Origin of the sequence: Falsiroseomonas sp., from assembly GCF_051860665.1 — a bacterium.
In the GTDB taxonomy this organism is placed as follows: domain Bacteria; phylum Pseudomonadota; class Alphaproteobacteria; order Acetobacterales; family Acetobacteraceae; genus Falsiroseomonas.
The window spans coordinates 71,609-89,330 of record NZ_JBHYDM010000014.1 but is presented as its reverse complement, the minus strand read 5'-3'; the positions used below and the strand labels follow the sequence as shown (position 1 = coordinate 89,330).

Genomic DNA, 17,722 nt, shown 5'->3' with positions numbered 1-17,722 from the left:
GTTCATCGCAGCTTCAGCGTCGAAAGGCCGATCAGGCCGAGGATCATGGCGATGATCCAGAAGCGGATGACGATGGTGGGCTCCGCCCAGCCCTTCTTCTCGAAGTGGTGGTGCAGCGGCGCCATCAGGAAGACGCGCTGGCCGGTGCGCTTGAACCAGAAGACCTGGATGATGACGGACAGCGTCTCCACCACGAAGAGCCCGCCGACGATCGCCAGCACGATCTCATGCTTCGTGGCCACCGCCACCGCACCCAGCGCGCCACCCAGGGCGAGCGATCCGGTATCGCCCATGAACACGGCGGCCGGCGGCGCATTGAACCACAGGAAGCCGAGGCTCGCGCCGATCAGCGCCGAGCAGAACACCGCCAGTTCGCCGGACCCCGCCACCGCATGCAGCTGCAGATGATCGGCAAATATGCGGTTGCCGACGAGATAGGCGATCAGCGCGAAGACGCCGGCCGCGATCATCACCGGCACGATGGCCAGGCCATCCAGCCCATCCGTCAGGTTCACGGCGTTGGAGGCGCCCATCATCACCAGCATGGCGAGGATCGGGAAGGCGTAGCCGAGCGAGATCAGCACTTCCTTGAAGACCGGCACGGCCAGCTTGTCGGACAGCGCCTCGGGCATCAGCCAGCCCAGCCACACGGCGGCCACCAGGCCGATCACCGCCTGGGCGATCAGCTTGGCGCGGCCCGACACGCCCTTGGTGTTGCGCTTGGTCACCTTCAGCCAGTCATCGGCGAAGCCCAGCGCGCCATAGCCCAGCGTCACCATCAGCACACACCAGACAAAGCCGTTGCGCAGATCGGCCCAGAGCAGCGTGGAGCCGGTGAGGGCCAGCAGGATCAGCATGCCGCCCATGGTGGGCGTGCCCTTCTTGGTCAGCAGGTGGCTCGCCGGACCGTCCTCGCGGATCGGCTGGCCGCCATTCTGCTTGGCGCGCAGCCAGCGGATCAGCATCGGCCCGAAGAACAGGGCGATGATCAGCGCGGTGATGCAGGCCGCGCCGGCCCGGAAGGTGACGTAGCGCACCACATTGAACAGCGCGAAGCTCTCGGCCATGGGGGCGAGCAGGTGGAAGATCATGCAGTCGGGCCTTCAGTCAGTGCCTGCACCACGGTCTTCATGCCCGTCGCGAGACTGCCTTTGACAAGAACGGCGTCGCCATCGCGAAGGGCGGCGACGACGAGAGGCGCGAGCTCGGCCGATTTTTCGGCCCAGGCGCCAATTCGGGAAGCGGGCAGGGCGTCCAGCGCGTGGCGCATCATCGGGCCGCAGGCGAAGACCAGATCCGCCGCCTCCGCGATATGCGGCGCGAGACCCGCATGTTCATCGCGCGAAAAATCGCCGAGTTCACCCATCTGCCCCAGCACCGCCACGCGCCGCCGCGCCGGCAGCAGCTTGAGCAGTGCCAGCGCCGCGCGCATCGAGGGCGGCTGGCCGTTATAGGCCTCGTCCAGCAGCGTGGCGCTGCCGCCATCCGCGGTGGCGATGCGGCGCCGGTCGCCGCGCCCCTGCAGCGCGCGGAAATCCCGCAGCGCGCCGGCCGCCTGCGCGACATCGAGGCCCAGCGCCGCGACAACCGCCAGCGCGGCGACCGCATTATGCACCATGTGCAGCCCAGGCGTGCCGAGCCGGAAATCGAGCCGCGTCCCTGCAACCTCGGCGGTGACATCGCTGCCTTCCGCATCCGTCTCCAAGCGGGTGGCGCGCGCGTCGCCGCCCTCACCGAATGTCAGGACTTTCGCGGCGCCGGCCGCAGCGCGCAGCAGCCCCAGAAATTCGCTCTCCGCCGGCAGCACCGCCGTGCCGCCGGGCAGCAGCCCGGACAGGATCGCGGACTTCTCCCGCGCGATCGCCTCCAGGCTGCCCATATGGCCGAGATGCGCGGCGGCGATGGTGGTGATGACGGCCACATGAGGCCGGGCGAGGGCCGAGAGCGGCGCGATCTCGCCCGGATGGTTCATGCCCATCTCGATGATCGCGAAGGCGCTCTCGCGCGGCATGCGGGCGAGCGTCAGCGGCACGCCCCAATGGTTGTTGTAGCTGGCCACCGCCGCATGCGTGGCGCCGGCGGTGGAGAGCAGCGCGCGCAGCATCTCCTTCGTCGTCGTCTTGCCGACGCTGCCGGTCACGCCCACGACCTGGGCCGCGCAGCGCGCCCGCGCCGCCGCACCCAGGGCGCGCAGCCCTTCCAGCGTCTCCGCCACACGCAGCAGCCGAGCATCGCCGGCCAGCTCCGCCGGCACATGGTCCACCAGTGCCGCCGCGGCGCCGCGCGCCAGGGCGCCGGCGACGAAATCATGCCCGTCGCGCGCATCGCGCAGCGCGACGAACAACTCGCCCGGCGCCACGCTGCGGCTGTCGATCGACACGCCGCTGACGCAAAGCTCCGCCGCAAGCGTCCCGCCCGTCGCGGCGCGAAGTTCCGCGCTGGTCCAGAGCGCGCTCATGCCAGCCCCGCCGCCGCGCGCACCACCGCGGCATCGTCGAAGGGCAGCGTTTCCCGCCCGATGGTCTGGCCGCTCTCATGGCCCTTGCCGGCCACCGCCAGCACATCCCCCGGCCGCAGCGCGGCGACGGCGCGGAGGACGGCGCCGGCGCGGTCGCCGGCATCGATGCCGCCGGGGCAGGCGGCCAGCACCGCGGCGCGGATCACGGCCGGATCCTCGCTGCGCGGATTGTCATCCGTCACCCAGCAGACATCGGCCTGCGCCGCGCAGGCTGCGCCCATCAGCGGGCGCTTGCCCGGGTCCCGGTCGCCGCCGGCGCCGAACAGCACATGCAGCCGCCCACCGGGCGCCACATGTGCGCGCAGCGCGCGCAGCAGTCGCTCCAGCGCATCCGGCGTATGCGCGTAGTCCACGTAGATGGCGGCGCCATTCGCCAGCCGCGCCGCCAGTTCCATCCGCCCGCGCACGCCCTGTAGGCGCGGCAGCAGTTCGAAGACGCGCGCCGGCGCCATCCCGGTGCCGATCGCGAGCCCCGCCGCCATCAGCACGTTATCCGCCTGGAAGCGGCCCGGCAGGGCCAGGCGCAGCCGTTCGCGCAGCCCGAACCCCTCCATGATGAGGTCCTGGCCTTCCGGCAGCGGCGCCTGCGCCACCAGGCGCAGCGTCTCGCCGGCCTCGCCCACCGTCAGCAGCCGCAGCCCGCGCGCGGCGGCGATGGCGCGCAGCGCCTGCAGCGTCGCGCCGTCCATCTCCGCATTCGCCACCGCCGCGGCGCCTTCCGGCAGCAGCGTATCGAACAGCCGCAGCTTGGCCGCGCGGTAGTGGTCCATGTCGCCGTGATAGTCGAGGTGGTCGCGCGTCAGATTGGTGAAGCCGGCGGCCGCCAGCCGCACGCCATCCAGCCGCCGCTGCTCCAGCCCATGCGAGGAAGCCTCCAGCGCCGCTGCCTCGAAGCCCGCCTGCGCCAGCCTGGCCAGCATCGCCTGCAGCGCCACGGGATCCGGCGTGGTCAGCGAGGGGCCTTCCGGGAAGCCTGCCGCGCGCAGGCCGAGCGTGCCGAGCGAGGCGGCGCGATGGCCGTCCAGCGTCCAGAGCTGGCGCAGGAAATCCACGCTGCTGGTCTTGCCGTTGGTGCCGGTGACGGCGATGCAGACCCGCGGCTGCGCGCCGTGGAAGGCGGCCGCGATCAGCGCCAGCGCGCGGCGCGGATCGGCGGCCAGCAGCAGCGGCCGCGCCGGCACCTCCTGCGGCCATTCCGTGCCTTCCGGCGCCAGCACGGCGGCGGCGCCGGCCGCCACGGCCTGGGCGATGAAGCGGCGGCCATCGGCCTGGGCGCCGGGCAGGGCGGCGAAAAGATCGCCTGGCGCGACCTGGCGGCTATCCGCCGTCAGCCCACCCAGGGCCGGCAGCGCGGCCGGGACGGAAAGGTCGGGGATCGCGCGCAGCAGATCGTCCAGGCGGCGCGCGGCAGGGGTCTCATCGGGGCGCAATGCTCGCCTCCCGCAACAAGGCGGGGCTCTGCGTCGGGCGTCCGGGGGCCTCGGCGGCACGGCTGGGCGGGGTGGCAGGGGCCGGCGTGGTTGCGGCGCGGGCCGGCGCGACCGGGGAGGTGCCGCGCGGCCGGCCGGGCTGCATCGGGATGGACAGCGCCGCCTGGATCTCGTTCATCCGCTCCGTCTCCGGCGCCATGCCGAGGATGGGGGCGACGCGACGCACGATCTCGCCTGCCGCCGGCGCGGCCACCCAGCCCGCGGTGGCGAAGCCGTGGCTGCGCGCATTCGGCGTCGGCTCGTCCACCATCACATAGACCGCATAGCGCGGGGCATGGATCGGGAAGGCGCCGACGAAGGCGGCGATGCGCTTGTTCTGCAGATAGCCGCCATTCGGCCCGGTCTTCTGCGCCGTGCCGGTCTTGCCGCCGACGAAATAGCCCGGGACATCGGCGCTGCGGGCGGAGCCATCCGTCACCACCAGCCGCATCAGCCGGCGCATGGTGGCAGATGTCCCCTCGCTGATCACGCGGGTGCCTTCGGCGACGGTGCCGGGCGGCTGCGCCAGCAGCGTCGGCTGCCGCAGGATGCCGCCATTGGCGATCGCGCTGGCGCCGGTGATGACATGCAGCGGCGTCACGGAAATGCCGTGGCCGAAGCCGATGGTCATGGTGTTGATCTCACGCCAGGCATTCGGGCGCGGGATCAGCGGCACCGCGGTTTCCGGCAGTTCGATGCCGATGCGCGAGCCCATGCCCATGCGCACCATGAATTCCCGGTGCCGCTGCGGCCCCACGGCGGCGGCCATATGGGCGGAGGCGAGGTTAGACGAATAGGCCAGGATCTCCGGCAGGGCGAGCCAGCGATTCTTGCCGCGATAGTCGTTGATGGTGAAGCGGCCGAAGCGGATCGGGCGGGAGGCATCGTAGCCGCCCCAGATATTCACCGTGCCCAGATCCAGCGCCATGGAGGCGGTGAGCAGCTTGAAGGTGGAGCCCGGCTCATAGACACCGACGGTGGCGCGGTTGAAGCGCGGATTGTGGCCGCGCTCGTCGGCGCCCGGCGTCACTGCTTCCACCCGCGCCGGCTCGGCCAGGTCGAAGTCGGGCAGGGAGACCATGCCGATCACCTCGCCGCTCTGCACATCCATGAGGATGCCGGCGCCGCCGATGCCGTTATAGTCGGTGATGGCGTGCTGCACCGCATCGCGCAGCGCCAGCTGCACGCGCACATCGACGGACAGGCGCAGATCCTCGCCGCGCCGCAGCCGCAGGCGCTCGTCGAAATAGCGCTCGACGCCCGCCGTGCCGTTGCCGTCCACATCGACGCCGCCGAGGATATGGGCCGCGGAGCGGCCCTGCGGATAGATGCGGCGCTCGGCCTCCTCGAAGTAGAGGCCCGGGATGCCCAGCGAATTCACCGCCTGCTGCTCGCGCGGCGTCAGGGCGCGGGCGAGGTAGGCGAATTGACGCTCCCCGCTCAGCCGCGCCGCGACCCGCTCCTCATTCAGCTGCGGCAGCACGCGCACCAGCCGGCGCGCCACGCCGGCCGGGTCGGTGATCTCGCTCGGATTGGCATAGAGCGCCGTGATCGGCAGCGTCACCGCCAGCAGCTCGCCATTGCGGTCGGTGATGGCGCCACGGCCAGGCAGGTGCTCGGCGGGGGGTGTGTTCTGCCGCACCATGGCGGCCAGCCGCTTCGGCTCCGCCGGGGAGATCAGCGTGGCATCGGCCAGCCGCGCGGCCACGGCGCCGAACAGCAGCGCGAAGCCGCCGGCCGCGATCAGCAGGCGCGACCGGGTGCGTTCCATCACCGCACGCCGGACCAGCTCCGGCTGGCCCACCCGCACCACATCGGTACGCGGGGCGGCGGCCTGGCCCAGGGTGCGGCCGGCGGGCAGGGCGTCCGGGGCGGGCGGGAGGGGGGACATGCGGCGGCTCAGCGCGCGCGCGGCGGCGCAAGGTCGCTGCCACGGTCGAGCGTCGCGGCGGCGGCGGAGGAGAAGGGCACCGGCGGCGCCATCATCGGCCGGCCGATGCCGAGGGAGGAGGCCCCGCCGAGCGCGGAGACATAGGTCGGCGCCGGCGGGGCCGCCTGGGTGGTGCGGATCGTCGGCGTGCTGGGGGCAGGGGCGATATGGATGGCCGGCTGCACCGCTCGGCTCGGGGCCGGCGCCGCGGCCTGGGCGCTGGGGGTGGGGCTGGGCGTGGGGCGTGGGGCCGCATCGCGCAGCGGCGCGGCGCGGGCGGGCACCGGCGGGGTCATGCGTGGCGTCGCGCGCTGCGCGGCCAGGGTGGCGGCCAGGGCCTGCGGGGCGGGCGCTTCCTCGGTCTGGCGCAGGTCATCGGTGGCGGCGCGGCGCGGCGCCTCCGCCGTGCGGCTGGGCGCGGGCGCGGCGGCGCGGGCCGGCGGTGCCGCGGCCGTGGCGGGGGCAGGGGCAGGGGCAGGGGCCGGCGTGGCCGGCACCGGGGTCTGCGCCGCGGCCAGCATCACCGGGGCGCCACGCGGTGTCTCCGGCACGAAAAGGTTCGGCGGGCCGGCGAAGGCAACCGCGGTCGGCAGGCGGCGCACCATGTCCGGCAGGCGGGTGAATTGCTGCGGCTGCATCGGCTCCAGCGGCAGGTGGCGCAGCGCCACCTCGCGCAGCCGGCCCGGCTCGTTCAGCAGTGCCCATTCGGCGCGCAGGATGGAGGTGCGGTCGCGTGCCGCCTCGATCTGCCGCCAGATCTCGCGCAGCTCCCGGTCCTGGGTCGCGACCTGGTGCTTCACCTGGTACAGCCAGGCCCCGGCCCCGGCGAAGGCGCAGAAGCAGAGGATGGTGAAGGGCCGGATCATGCGGTGATTCCCTGGCTCGTCGGGTCGCGGCGTTCGAGGGCCCGCAGGCGGGCGGACCGGGCGCGCGGATTGGCGTGAAGCTCCGCATCCCCGGGCCGCAGCGCGCGGAAGGTCAGCAGGTCGAAGTCCGGCACGGAAGGCGGCAGCAGCGCAGCGGGATCGTGACGGGAGGCCGCGCCGGCACGGCCGGCGGCGCCCACCATGGCGCGCTTCACCAGCCGATCCTCCAGCGAGTGGAAGGAGACGACGACCAGCCGCCCGCCGGGCGCCAGCAGCGCCTGCGCCGCGGCCAGGCCGCGCTCGATCTCGCCCAGCTCGTCATTCACCGCGATGCGCAGCCCCTGGAAGGACCGCGTGGCGCCATCGATGCCCGAAGGGTCGCGCGGCACCGCGCCGCGGACGATCTCGGCCAGCCGCGCGGTGGTGGTGATGGGCGCGGCCGCGCGCTCGCGCAGGATGGCGCGGGCGACGCGGCGGGCATGCCGTTCCTCGCCGAAATCGGAGAGGATGGCGGCCAGCTCGCGCTCCGGCAGCGTGTTCACGAGGTCCGCCGCCGTCGGCCCGTCGCGGCCCATCCGCATGTCGAGCGGCCCGTCATGGCGGAAGGAGAAGCCGCGCTCCGCCTGGTCGATCTGGAAGGAGGAGACGCCGAGGTCCATCACCACGCCATCCAGCGCGCCGATGCCATGGGCGGCGAGACTGTCGAGCATGTCGCCGAAGCAGGACTGCACCAGATGCAACCGTCGCGGATACTTGGCGGCCAGCGCCGCACCGCGCGCGATGGCATCCGGGTCGCGATCGAGCGCCCAGAGCGTGCAATCCGCCGCGGCCAGGATGGCGGCGGCATAGCCGCCACCGCCGAAGGTGGCATCGAGGTAGATGGCGCCGTCGCGCGGCTGCAGTAACGCCAGAACTTCCTCCAGCATGACGGGGATATGGCCGGTCATGGCACGCTCTTCGGAGTCGTGTTGAGCCCTGTTGCAGCAAGCGTCAGTCGCATTTCGCGCGCCTTCTGCTTCGACTCCAGCACATGGGCGCGGCCGGCTGCCTCATTCCAGATCTCGAAACGATTTCCCTTGCCAAGGAAGACGACCTGGTCGCCGAGGGCGGCATCGGCGATCAGATCCTCGGGCAGCACCAGGCGGCCCTCGCCATCCAGCTTCAGCATCTCGCTGCCGGCGATGAGCGTGGATTCCAGCAATTCGCGCTCCTCGGAAAAATGCGGCAGGGCCTCGATACTGTCGACGATCTGCTGGAAAACCGGGCGCGAACGTGCCTCGATGCAGGGATGGGTGTGGGAGACACGAAAGACCAGCTGGTTGGTGGCGGCAGCCTCCAGCTCTGCGCGGAAGGGCGCGGGCACGGAAATGCGGCCCTTGCGGTCCAGCTTTCCAGTATGCGTGCCCACGAATTGGGTCATCGCGCGATGCTGTTGCCCCCAAAGGCGGCCGCTGGGCCGCCGTTCCCCGCTCAGCGGCCGGCGAGGCCCCCCGACCTCGCCGGCTCGCCCGACCATCCCGTTCGAAGCCCCTATTTGCCCCCCCGAGCAGGGCCCCGCATGGGATAACCAGGGAATACCCGGGATTTTCTGGGTGAGCAAGCTAAATCCGGGCTTCCAGCGCATGGCTGCGCGGAAAAAATCACGCCTTAACAGATGATTAGCGGCGAGTTCTCCCGGAAGGGCGGAGAAAACTGCGCGTGATGACGTTCTGGACCAGAAATTCTTGGTTTGTTCTTGTTCCGACGCGCGCCAGGGGCGCTTCGTGTCGGCTTCGGTGGCGCCGGGCGGCCTGTAAGCCGGGTTCTGTCCCCGCCTTGCGACGGTGGACGACCATTCCTCTGGAGCCTGCGTCGCCGCAGGCTTCACGCGGCCAACCCGGGCTGCGGGGCGAGAATGCCCCTGCGTCCACCCCCTCCGAGAAGGGGATCACGCCGGCCGCCCCTATTCGGCCTTGCTCCCGGTGGGGTTTGCCCTGCCTCCCCCGTTGCCGGGGGAGCGGTGCGCTCTTACCGCACCCTTTCACCCTTACCGCGGGCTGAACCCATTGGGCGCAGGCCGAGGCGGTTTGCTTTCTGTGGCACTTTCCCTGGGGTTTGACCCCCGCCGGTCGTTGACCGGCACCGTATTCCCGTGGAGCCCGGACTTTCCTCCAGCCTCTTGCGAAGCCAGCGGTCGCCCAGCCACCCGGCGCCGCGCGTCACATCGCGCGTGCGGGCCCCGCGGTCAATCGGCTTCGGCGGCAAATCCGGCGCGCCGGTCCTTGGCGGGGTCCAGTGCGGCCGCCACCGCGGCCAGCCGGCCCAGCGTCTCCGCATCCGCCTCGCCATCCACCCGCCCCTGGCGCCAGCGGCGCTGGAAGGCGCGCAGCAGCACGGGCGGCGGCAGGTCCGTGCGATAGCCGATGCGGCCGAGCAGCGTCAGCGCATCCGCCTCCGGCCTGGCCACGCCCTCCGGCCAGAGGCCGACGCCATTGGCGGCGAGGCCCGGCCAGTCGAAGAGCTCGCCCGGATCCTCCTTGCGATCGGGGGCGATATCCGAATGCGCCACCACGTCGCGCGGCGCGATGGCGTGGCGGGACAGGATGGAAAGGCACAGGTCGCAGACCGCGGCCATCTGCAGCGCGGGGAAGGGGCGGTAGCCGAATTCATGGCCGGGATTGACGATCTCGATGCCGATCGAGCGGCCGTTCAGCAGGCTGTGGCCGCGCCAGTGGGAGATTCCGGCATGCCAGGCGCGCCGGTCCTCCGGCACCAGCCGGAACACGGCGCCATCCTCCTCCACCACATAGTGGCTGGAGACGCGCGAGGCCGGGTCGCGCAGCCGCGCGATCGCCTCCGCGCCGCTGCGCATGCCGGTGTAGTGCAGCACCAGCATGTCCACGGGCCCGGGGCGCTCGTCGTGGTTCGGGCTGGGCGCTTCGTGGATCACAGGCCGCGCTGCCGCTTGATCCTGTCCCAGGCGGCATTGATGTCGGCCACCTTGCGCGTCGCGCGGTCGACGAATTCGGCCGGCACGCCGCGCGCGGCGAGGCCATCCGGGTGGTTCTCCCGCATCAGCTTTCGCCAGGCCAGGCGCACCTCCTCATCGCTGGCCGTGGGCGGCAGGCCGAGCACCGCATAGGCGTCGATCTCCTCCACCCGCCGCTGGGCCGCGCCGCCCTGGCCCGCCTGGCCGCCCTTGGCGCGGTCCCATGCCGGGGCATCCAGCCCGAAGCGCTGGTGCACGCCCTGCAGCAGGCGCAGCTCGCCATTGGTGATCGGGCCATCGGCGCGGGCGATGTAGAACAGCGCCGCCAGCACATCCTCCAGCATCGCGCGATTGTCGGCGAAGGCCTCGCCCAGGCGTTCCGCGAAGGGCTCCCAGCCGCCGGTGTCGCGCCGCGCCTCGTCGAACATCTGCGCCACTTCGCGCAGGTTCTGCGGCGGGATGCGGAACATCGCCTTGAAGGCGTCGATCTCCGACCGCTGCACCGGCCCATCCGCCTTGGCCAGCTTGGCCGAGAGCACGATGACCGAGATCGCGAAGAGCGTTTCCTTATTGCCAAGCAGCGCGGCGAGGTCCGCCGCGCCGGGCCCGATGCGCCCACCCCCGGGCCCCTGGTCCGCCGCATGGCCCAGCGCCGCGCCCATCACCGCGCCGAGCGGCCCGCCGGTGACGAAGCCGGCGACGCCGCCCAGCAATTTGCCCCAGATGCTCAAGACCGCCTCGCCACTGTCCCGTCGGTCCTAGCATGGGGCCCGCCCATTCTAAATGGTCGCGGCCGCTCCGGCTAAATGGTCGCGGCCGCCCGGGCCGCCTGGTCGTAGAAGCCGGACAGGCCGCGCAGCAGCTCCGCCACCTGCGAAAGCTGCGCCTCCGCCGGGCCGGCCGCGCGCAGCGGGCGGGCGAGCAGGCGCTCCCGCACCTCGGCGTAAGCCGCGCAGAGCGCGGCCCCGGCCTCCGTCGCCGCCACCAGCTTTTCCTTCCCCGCGCGGCCGGTGGCGACCAGCCCGGCCTCCTCCAGCTTGCGGATGGCATAGCTGGCGATGTGCGTATCCTCGATATCCAGCACCAGCAGGATATCGGCCAGGCGCTTCGGCCGGTCGCGGTGGCGTACCGTGTGCAGGATGAGGATTTCCGTCACCGACATCCCGGGCCGCCCGGCGGCGGCCATGCAGCGCACCATCCAGCGGTTGAACCCGTGCCCCGCCAGGATCAGCCCGTATTCCACCTCCGACAGCCCCGGGGAGGCGCCGGCGGCGAGATGGGCGGAGGAGACCACGGGTTCGGCGGGCATGGCATTCTCCATGGGCATCGGGAAAAACGTTGACGATTTATCGACGAATTGTCAATGAATCCGCGGGGCTTCCCCGGCCTTGCGCCGCCGGGTCCCGGATGTGATCAGCGATGGCGCAAAGGGGTCTGGACATGAGCGGCTGGCAGTTCTGGATCGATCGCGGCGGCACTTTCACCGATATCGTGGCGCGCGACCCGCAGGGGCGCCTCTCCACCCGCAAGCTGCTCTCCGAGAATCCCGGCCGCTATCGCGACGCCGCGGTGGCCGGCATCCGCGCCTGCCTCGGCCTCGCCGTGGACGCGCCGATCCCACCCGGCACGATCGAGGCGGTGAAGATGGGCACGACCGTCGCCACCAATGCGCTGCTGGAGCGCAAGGGCGAGCGCGTGCTGCTGCTGGTCAATCGCGGCTTTGCGGACATGACCCGCATCGGCAACCAGGCCCGCCCGCGCCTCTTCGACCTGCAGGTGAAGCTGCCAGAACTGCTGCAGGAAGACGTGGCGGAAATCGGCGGCCGCATGGCCGTGGACGGCACCGAGATCGAGGCGCTGGACGAAGACGCCGCCCGCGCGGCGCTGGCCGCCGCCCATGCCAGGGGCATCCGCGCCGTCGCCATCGCCTTCATGCATGCCTGGGCCTATCCGGCGCATGAGCTGCGCGTCGGCGAGTTGGCGCGCGAGGCCGGCTTTTCGCAGGTCAGCCTGAGCCACCAGGCAAGCCCTCTGCCGCGCATCGTGCCGCGTGCCGATACCACCGTGGTGGACGCCTATCTCTCGCCCATCCTGCGCCGCTATGTGGAGCAGGTGGCTGGCGAGCTTCCGGGGGTGAAGCTGTACTTCATGCAGAGCTCGGGCGGCCTGGCCGAGGCCCGCAGCTTCCAGGGCAAGGACGCCATCCTCTCCGGCCCCGCCGGCGGCATTGTGGGCGCCGCGCGCACCGCGGCGATGGCAGGCTTCGAAAAAATCATCGGCTTCGACATGGGCGGCACCAGCACCGATGTCGCGCTCTATGCAGGCGAGTTCGAGCGCGCCTTCGAGACGCAGGTGGCCGGCGTGCGGATGCGCGCGCCGATGATGGCGATCAACACCGTGGCGGCCGGTGGCGGCTCCATCCTGAAATTCGATGGCGCCCGTTTCCGCGTCGGCCCGGAAAGCGCCGGCGCCGTGCCCGGCCCGGCCTGCTACCGCCGCGGCGGCCCGCTGACCGTGACGGATGCGAATGTCATGGTCGGCAAGATCCAACCGAGCCAGTTCCCGGCCATCTTCGGCCCGAACGGCGACCAGCGGCTGGACGCCGATATTGTCCGCACAAAGTTTGCCGAACTCGCCGCCGAGATCGAAGCTGCCACCGGCCAGCCCCAGGATCCGCAGGCCGTCGCGGAAGGTTTCCTGCGCGTGGCCGTCGCCAATATGGCCAATGCCATCAAGCAGGTCTCGATCCAGAAGGGCCACGACGTCACCCGCTACGCCCTGCAATGCTTTGGTGGCGCCGGCGGCCAGCATGCCTGCCTGGTGGCGGATGAGCTCGGCATGGAGACAGTCTTCCTGCACCCCTTCGCCGGCGTGCTTTCGGCCTATGGCATGGGCCTGGCCGACCAGAGCGCGATCCGCGAGGCTGCGGTCGAGGCGCCGCTGACGCCTGACTCTATGGACGACCTCGCCACGCGCCTCGATGCGCTGGACCAGGCGGGGCGGGAGGAGCTGGCGCGCCAGGGTGCCGCCGCCCCCGCGCTGCGCACCGCCCGCCGCCTGCATCTGCGCTATGCCGGCACCGACAGCTTCTTGCCCGTTCCTTTCGGCACCCATGCCGAGGTGCTGGACGCCTTCACCAATGCACATCGCCAGCGCTTCGGCTTCGCCACGCCGGAACGCCAGGTGGTGGTGGAAGCCTGCGTCGTCGAAGTGACCTCGCCCGGCGAGCAGGTGGAGGAGGAGGCGCTGGCCGCGCGCGGGACCGGCGAGCCGGAACCGCTGGCCATGGTTGAGGTTTTCGCCGCCGGCGCCCTCCGGAAAGCCCCGGTGCTCGACCGCGACGCGCTGCGCGCCGGCGACCGCATCGCCGGCCCGGCCCTGATCCGCGAGGCCATCGCCACCACCGTCATCGAGCCCGGCTGGACCGCCGAGGTCACCCCGCGCAACCACATGATCCTGCGCCGCACGGAACAGCGTGAGGCCGCTCGCGTGGCGGATGCCACGCGCGTGGACCCGGTGATGCTCGAACTGTTCAACAACCTCTTCATGTCGATCGCCGAGCAGACCGGCGCGGTGCTGCAGAACACCTCGCTCTCCGTGAACATCAAGGAACGACTCGACTTCTCCTGCGCCATCTTCGATGCCAGCGGCCGCCTCGTCGCCAATGCGCCGCATGTGCCGGTGCATCTTGGCGCCATGGGCGAGAGCGTGCGCACCGTCATCCGCACCCGCGGCGCCACGTTGCGGCCGGGCGATGTCGTGGCCCTGAACAACCCGTTCAACGGCGGCACGCATCTGCCGGATGTCACCGTCATCACGCCCGTCTTCGATCAGGCCGGTACGGAAATCCTGTTCTTCGTCGGCTCCCGCGGCCACCACGCCGATATCGGCGGCCTTACCCCTGGCTCCACCCCGCCGGGGTCGAAGACCCTGGAGGAGGAAGGCGTCGTCATCGACGATTTCCTGCTGGTTGCCGAAGGCAGGATGCGGGAGGCCGAGTTCCGCGCCCTGCTGGCCTCCGCGCGCTACCCCGCGCGCAGCCCGGACGTGAACGTCGCCGACATCACCGCCCAGGTCGCCGCCAACGAGAAGGGCGTGCAGGAGCTGCGCCGGGCCGTCGCCGATTTCGGGCTGGAGACGGTGCGCGCCTATATGCGCCACGTGATGGACAATGCCGAGGAAGCCGTCCGCGGCGTGCTCGACCGCCTGGCCGATGGCGAATTCGAGACCACCATCGATGACGGCACCCCGCTGAAGGTCGCCGTCCGGGTCAACCGCGCCACCCGCAGCGCCACCATCGATTTCACCGGCACCGGCCCGCAGCGGCCGGACAATTTTAACGCCCCCGCCGCCGTCTGCCGCGCCGTCGTGCTCTATTGCTTCCGCTGCCTGGTGGGTGAGGAGATCCCCCTCAACGATGGCTGCCTCGTCCCGCTCGAGATCGTGGTGCCGGAGGGCAGCTTCCTCGCGCCGCGGTCGGGCGGCCCCGGTGGCGGCGCGGCGGTGGTCGCCGGCAATACGGAGGTCAGCCAGATGACCGCCAATGCGCTGCTGGCGGCACTCGATGCCTGCGCCTCCGCCCAGGCCACGATGAACAACCTGCTTTTCGGCGATGCGGTTTACCAATACTACGAGACCGTCTGCGGCGGCACCGGCGCCGGCCCCGGCTTTGCCGGCACCTCCGCCGTGCAGACGCATATGACCAACACGCGCATGACGGACCCTGAAGTGCTGGAACTCCGCTACCCCGTGCGGCTCGAGGAATTCGCGATCCGCCGCGGCTCGGGCGGCGCCGGCCAATGGCCCGGTGGCGATGGCAGCCGCCGGCGCATCCGTTTCCTGCGGCCCATGGAGGCCGTCATCGTCGCCTCCCGCCGCCGCGTCCCGCCGCACGGCCTGCATGGCGGCGCCGCCGGCGCGCCGGGGCGGCAATGGGTGGAGCGCGTGGATGGCACGCGGCAGGAGATGGCGGGCTGCGACCGCGCCAGCCTGAACCCGGGTGACGTGCTGGCGCTGGAAACCCCCGGCGGCGGCGGCTGGGGCAGCCCCTCGGCAGCATGAAGCGCCTTCTCGCCGCGCTGGCGCTCCTTCTGCTGCTGCTCCTCGGCGGCCTCTGGTTCGGGCCGCGCTTCGTGGACTGGGAGCCCTGGCGCGCGCGGCTGGCGGAACTGGCCTCCGCCCAGCTCGGCCGCACCGTCACGCTGGAAGGGCCTGTGGAGCTGGAATTGCTGCCGCAGCCGGTGGTGCGCGCCGGTGGCGTGGCGGTGGGCGAGCCGGGCGAGGAATACAGCTTCACCGCGCGCCTGCTGCGCGTGCGCCTCGGCCTGGCCGCTCTGCTCGGCGGCCGCCTCTCGCCGCGGGAGATCGCGCTGGTCGGCGCCGATGTCACGCTGCCCTGGCCGCCCGGCCCGCTGCTGGCGCTGCGGCCGCCGGATTGGATCACGCAGCTCGACGCCAATCTGGAGGATGGCCGCCTCCGCCTCGGCGATGCGGTGCTGGAGGGCGTCTCGGCCCGGCTCACCTCCGGCGGCCCCGCCCAGGCGCTGGAGATGACCGGCGCCTTCACCTGGAACGGCCGCGCCACCCGCTTCACCGCCAGCCTCGGCCGCCCCGGCTGGGACGGCATCGCCACCTTCGAGGTGGCGCTCGTGCTGCCCGAGATCCTCGGCAATGCGCGCGGCGTGCTGATCCCCGGCACCGGCTTCGAGGGCACGGTGGAGGCCAGCGGCCCGGACCTGGCCGCCCTGCTGCCCAGCCCGCCCGGCCCCTTCCGCGCCGCCGGCCGGCTGAATGCCTCGGCCGAGCTGATCGCGGCGGATGAGCTCGCCATCGAGATCGCCGGCAACCCGGCGCGCGGCGCCGTGGCGCTGCGGCTGCTGCCGGCCCCCCGGCTGGATATCGCGCTGGTCGCCAGCCGGCTGGACCTGGATGGCTGGGTCGGCGCGCTGCGCGCCGGCGGCACGCGGCCCTGGCCGATCTCGATCGACCTTTCGGCGGAGGCCGGCCAGTTCCGCGGCATGACGCTGCGCCGCCTGCGCGGCGCCGCCTTCCTGGAGGAAGGGCGCCTGACGCTGTCCGACATTTCGGTCCTGCTGCCGGGCGAGACCCAGCTGGACCTCGCCGGCGCCACGGCCGGCCAGCGGCTGGAACTCGGCGCGCGCTTCGCCGGGCCGGATATCCGCACCAGTCTCGCCGCGCTCGGCCTGCCGGTGGAGGAACTCGACCCCACCCTGCTGCGGCGGGGGGAGGGGCGGCTACGCCTGGTGCTGGAAGACGCCCAGGCGGCCATGCCGGAATTCGCCGCGAATTTCGGCGATCTCCAGCTCTCCGGCGCTGGGGTGCTGCGCTACGGGCCGCGGCCCGCGCTGGGGCTGGGTTTAAGCATCGACACGCTGGACCTGGCACGCTGGCTGCCGCAGGGCTTCGATCCGCAGCGTGCCGGCCGCGCGCTCGGCACGGTCGATCTCAACCTGCGGCTGGCGGCGGAACGCGTGGTGCTGGGGGAGGCCGTGCTGCAGCGCGCGGCGCTGGATGGCGCGCTGGAAGGCGGGCGGCTGACGCTGAGGCGCCTTTCCGGGCGGCTGGCGGAACTCGATGTGGCCGCCTCCGGCGTGCTGGCCATGGCGCCGCAGATGCGGCTGCAGGACCTGACGCTGGAAGCCACCGGCCCCTCCGCCCGGGGCCTGGCCGGCTTGGTGCCGGGTGGCTGGCCGGATGGCATGGCGCTGGTCGACCTGCCCTTCGCGCTGCGCCTGTCCGGCGGCGGCACGATGGAGGCGCTGGCGCTGCGCGGCTCGGCGGAGATGGGGGAGCTGCGGCTCGAGGCCTCCGGCACGCTGGATGCGCCGCAGCGCCGCGGCACGATGGGCCTCACCCTGCGCCACCCCGGCGCGCCACGCCTGCTGTCCGAAGCCTTCGGCCTGGATGCCGGCGACTGGCTGGGGGAGGGGTCCTTTTCCCTGATCGCCCAGCTCGCCGCCGGGCCGCAGGGGCTCAGCGCCGAAAGCTTCGAACTGGTGGCGGCGGCGCTGCGCGCCCGCGGCGCCCTGGCCTTGGCACGCCCCGCCGGGCGGCCGCGGCTGACCGGGCAGATCGCGGCCGAAAGCCTGCCGCTGCCCTTCCCCGGCTGGCGCGCCGCGGATCCGCTCGGCCTGCAGGCGCTGCTGGGGCTGGATGCGGAGCTGACGCTGCAGGCGGCGCGGCTCGCCATCGGCGGCGCCACCGCGGAGGACCTCGCCACCACCCTGCGGCTTTCGGAGGGTCGGCTGCGGCTGGAGGATCTGCGCGCACGCCTGGCCGGCGGGCAGTTGGAGGCGACCCTGACGGCCGAGACCCAGCCCGGCCTGGCGCCGCGCCTGGCCCTGGCGGGCCGGCTGGCGGAGGCGACGCTCGGTGCGCCGCTCTTCGGCCTGCCGGTCGATCTCACCGCCGCGCGCGGCACGCTCGGCTTCACGCTGGAGGCGACGGGCCATGCGCCGGCGGCGCTGATGGCCTCGCTCGACGGCCGGCTGCAGCTGGACCTGCGGGACGGCGTGCTGGCCGGCTTCGACCTGGCCACGGCGGCGCAGGCCTCGGCGGGGCCTGATGCCGTGGCGGCGGAGGCCGCGATCCGTGCGGCCCTGCTCTCCGGCGCCACGGCCTTCGATCGGCTGGAGGCGGAGGCGACGCTGGGCGGCGGGCGGCTGCGGCTGGCCTCTGGCCATATGGCGGCGGAGGGTGGCGGGGCGGCGACGCTGACCGGGGAGATCGACCTGCCGCGCGCCACGCTGGACCTGCAGGTCTTGGCCCGGCCTGCCATGCCGGAGGCGCCGGACCTCGGCCTGCGCCTGACCGGTCCGGCGGATGCGCCGCGCAGGCTGCCCGAAACCTCGGCCTGGGCACGTTGGCGGGCGGAGCGCGGCTGAGAGGCCTCCGCTGCCGCGCCATGCGGCCCGTCGTCAATGTGATGTTAACAATCGCGGCGCTGTGATG

General features: G+C 72.4%; 12 protein-coding genes and 1 other RNA gene. 2 read left to right on the top strand and 11 right to left on the bottom strand.

The genetic code is table 11. The annotated features are described in order from the left end of the window. Nucleotides 1-2: 2 nt before the first annotated feature. The 11 genes from mraY to ACTIF1_RS15665 form a co-directional block, all read right to left on the bottom strand. Nucleotides 3-1,091, bottom strand: a complete 1,089-nt coding sequence (gene mraY, locus ACTIF1_RS15715; RefSeq protein ID WP_439597379.1) for a phospho-N-acetylmuramoyl-pentapeptide-transferase — start codon at nt 1,089-1,091, stop codon at nt 3-5. After that, the gene (locus ACTIF1_RS15710; RefSeq protein WP_439597378.1) at nt 1,088-2,458 is read right to left on the bottom strand and encodes a UDP-N-acetylmuramoyl-tripeptide--D-alanyl-D-alanine ligase; all 1,371 of its coding nucleotides are present in this window, start codon (nt 2,456-2,458) and stop codon (nt 1,088-1,090) included. The genes mraY and ACTIF1_RS15710 overlap by 4 nt, the downstream gene beginning before the upstream one ends. Then, complete coding sequence (locus tag ACTIF1_RS15705) at nt 2,455-3,948, bottom strand: UDP-N-acetylmuramoyl-L-alanyl-D-glutamate--2,6-diaminopimelate ligase (protein WP_439597377.1); 1,494 nt, start codon at nt 3,946-3,948, stop codon at nt 2,455-2,457. The genes ACTIF1_RS15710 and ACTIF1_RS15705 overlap by 4 nt, the downstream gene beginning before the upstream one ends. Continuing rightward, entirely contained in the window at nt 3,935-5,878 is a 1,944-nt protein-coding gene (locus ACTIF1_RS15700) for a peptidoglycan D,D-transpeptidase FtsI family protein (protein ID WP_439597376.1), read from the bottom strand. The genes ACTIF1_RS15705 and ACTIF1_RS15700 overlap by 14 nt, the downstream gene beginning before the upstream one ends. Before the next feature lie 8 nt (nt 5,879-5,886). Then, a complete protein-coding gene (gene ftsL, locus ACTIF1_RS15695) occupies nt 5,887-6,783 on the bottom strand; it encodes a cell division protein FtsL (RefSeq protein WP_439597375.1) in 897 nt (298 codons plus the stop codon). Beyond that, nucleotides 6,780-7,730: a 16S rRNA (cytosine(1402)-N(4))-methyltransferase RsmH gene (gene rsmH / locus ACTIF1_RS15690; RefSeq protein ID WP_439597374.1), complete on the bottom strand. Its 951-nt coding sequence runs from the start codon at nt 7,728-7,730 to the stop codon at nt 6,780-6,782. The genes ftsL and rsmH overlap by 4 nt, the downstream gene beginning before the upstream one ends. Beyond that, a complete protein-coding gene (locus ACTIF1_RS15685) occupies nt 7,727-8,203 on the bottom strand; it encodes a division/cell wall cluster transcriptional repressor MraZ (protein ID WP_439597373.1) in 477 nt (158 codons plus the stop codon). The genes rsmH and ACTIF1_RS15685 overlap by 4 nt, the downstream gene beginning before the upstream one ends. 357 nt (nt 8,204-8,560) lie before the next feature. Next, nucleotides 8,561-8,972: RNase P RNA component class A (rnpB, locus tag ACTIF1_RS15680), an RNA gene on the bottom strand. 35 nt (nt 8,973-9,007) lie between these two features. Next, complete coding sequence (locus tag ACTIF1_RS15675; RefSeq protein ID WP_439597372.1) at nt 9,008-9,712, bottom strand: N-acetylmuramoyl-L-alanine amidase; 705 nt, start codon at nt 9,710-9,712, stop codon at nt 9,008-9,010. After that, nucleotides 9,709-10,482: a TerB family tellurite resistance protein gene (locus ACTIF1_RS15670; RefSeq protein ID WP_439597371.1), complete on the bottom strand. Its 774-nt coding sequence runs from the start codon at nt 10,480-10,482 to the stop codon at nt 9,709-9,711. The genes ACTIF1_RS15675 and ACTIF1_RS15670 overlap by 4 nt, the downstream gene beginning before the upstream one ends. 71 nt (nt 10,483-10,553) lie before the next feature. Continuing rightward, nucleotides 10,554-11,060 carry a winged helix DNA-binding protein gene (locus ACTIF1_RS15665; RefSeq protein ID WP_439597370.1) on the bottom strand — a complete coding sequence of 169 codons (507 nt, stop codon included), beginning with the start codon at nt 11,058-11,060 and terminating at the stop codon, nt 10,554-10,556. A gap of 131 nt (nt 11,061-11,191) precedes the next feature. On the opposite strand from ACTIF1_RS15665, the gene ACTIF1_RS15660 reads away from it, so the two are divergent. Together ACTIF1_RS15660 and ACTIF1_RS15655 are read left to right on the top strand one after the other, a co-directional pair. Next, nucleotides 11,192-14,812 carry a hydantoinase B/oxoprolinase family protein gene (locus ACTIF1_RS15660; RefSeq protein ID WP_439597369.1) on the top strand — a complete coding sequence of 1,207 codons (3,621 nt, stop codon included), beginning with the start codon at nt 11,192-11,194 and terminating at the stop codon, nt 14,810-14,812. Continuing rightward, nucleotides 14,809-17,655, top strand: coding sequence for an AsmA family protein (locus ACTIF1_RS15655; protein WP_439597368.1), 2,847 nt, complete (start codon nt 14,809-14,811; stop codon nt 17,653-17,655). Before ACTIF1_RS15660 ends, ACTIF1_RS15655 begins: the two co-directional genes overlap by 4 nt. The last annotated feature ends 67 nt before the right edge of the window (nt 17,656-17,722 follow it).

Excerpts from the sequence above, each read along its gene's own strand:
- mraY (WP_439597379.1), bottom strand. The coding sequence starts at position 1,091 with ATGATCTTCCACCTGCTCGCCCCCATGGCCGAGAGCTTCGCGCTGTTC.
- ACTIF1_RS15710 (WP_439597378.1), bottom strand. The coding sequence starts at position 2,458 with ATGAGCGCGCTCTGGACCAGCGCGGAACTTCGCGCCGCGACGGGCGGG.
- ACTIF1_RS15700 (WP_439597376.1), bottom strand. The coding sequence starts at position 5,878 with ATGTCCCCCCTCCCGCCCGCCCCGGACGCCCTGCCCGCCGGCCGCACC.
- ftsL (WP_439597375.1), bottom strand. The coding sequence starts at position 6,783 with ATGATCCGGCCCTTCACCATCCTCTGCTTCTGCGCCTTCGCCGGGGCC.
- rsmH (WP_439597374.1), bottom strand. The coding sequence starts at position 7,730 with ATGACCGGCCATATCCCCGTCATGCTGGAGGAAGTTCTGGCGTTACTG.
- ACTIF1_RS15685 (WP_439597373.1), bottom strand. The coding sequence starts at position 8,203 with ATGACCCAATTCGTGGGCACGCATACTGGAAAGCTGGACCGCAAGGGC.
- ACTIF1_RS15665 (WP_439597370.1), bottom strand. The coding sequence starts at position 11,060 with ATGCCCGCCGAACCCGTGGTCTCCTCCGCCCATCTCGCCGCCGGCGCC.
- ACTIF1_RS15660 (WP_439597369.1), top strand. The coding sequence starts at position 11,192 with ATGAGCGGCTGGCAGTTCTGGATCGATCGCGGCGGCACTTTCACCGAT.
- ACTIF1_RS15655 (WP_439597368.1), top strand. The coding sequence starts at position 14,809 with ATGAAGCGCCTTCTCGCCGCGCTGGCGCTCCTTCTGCTGCTGCTCCTC.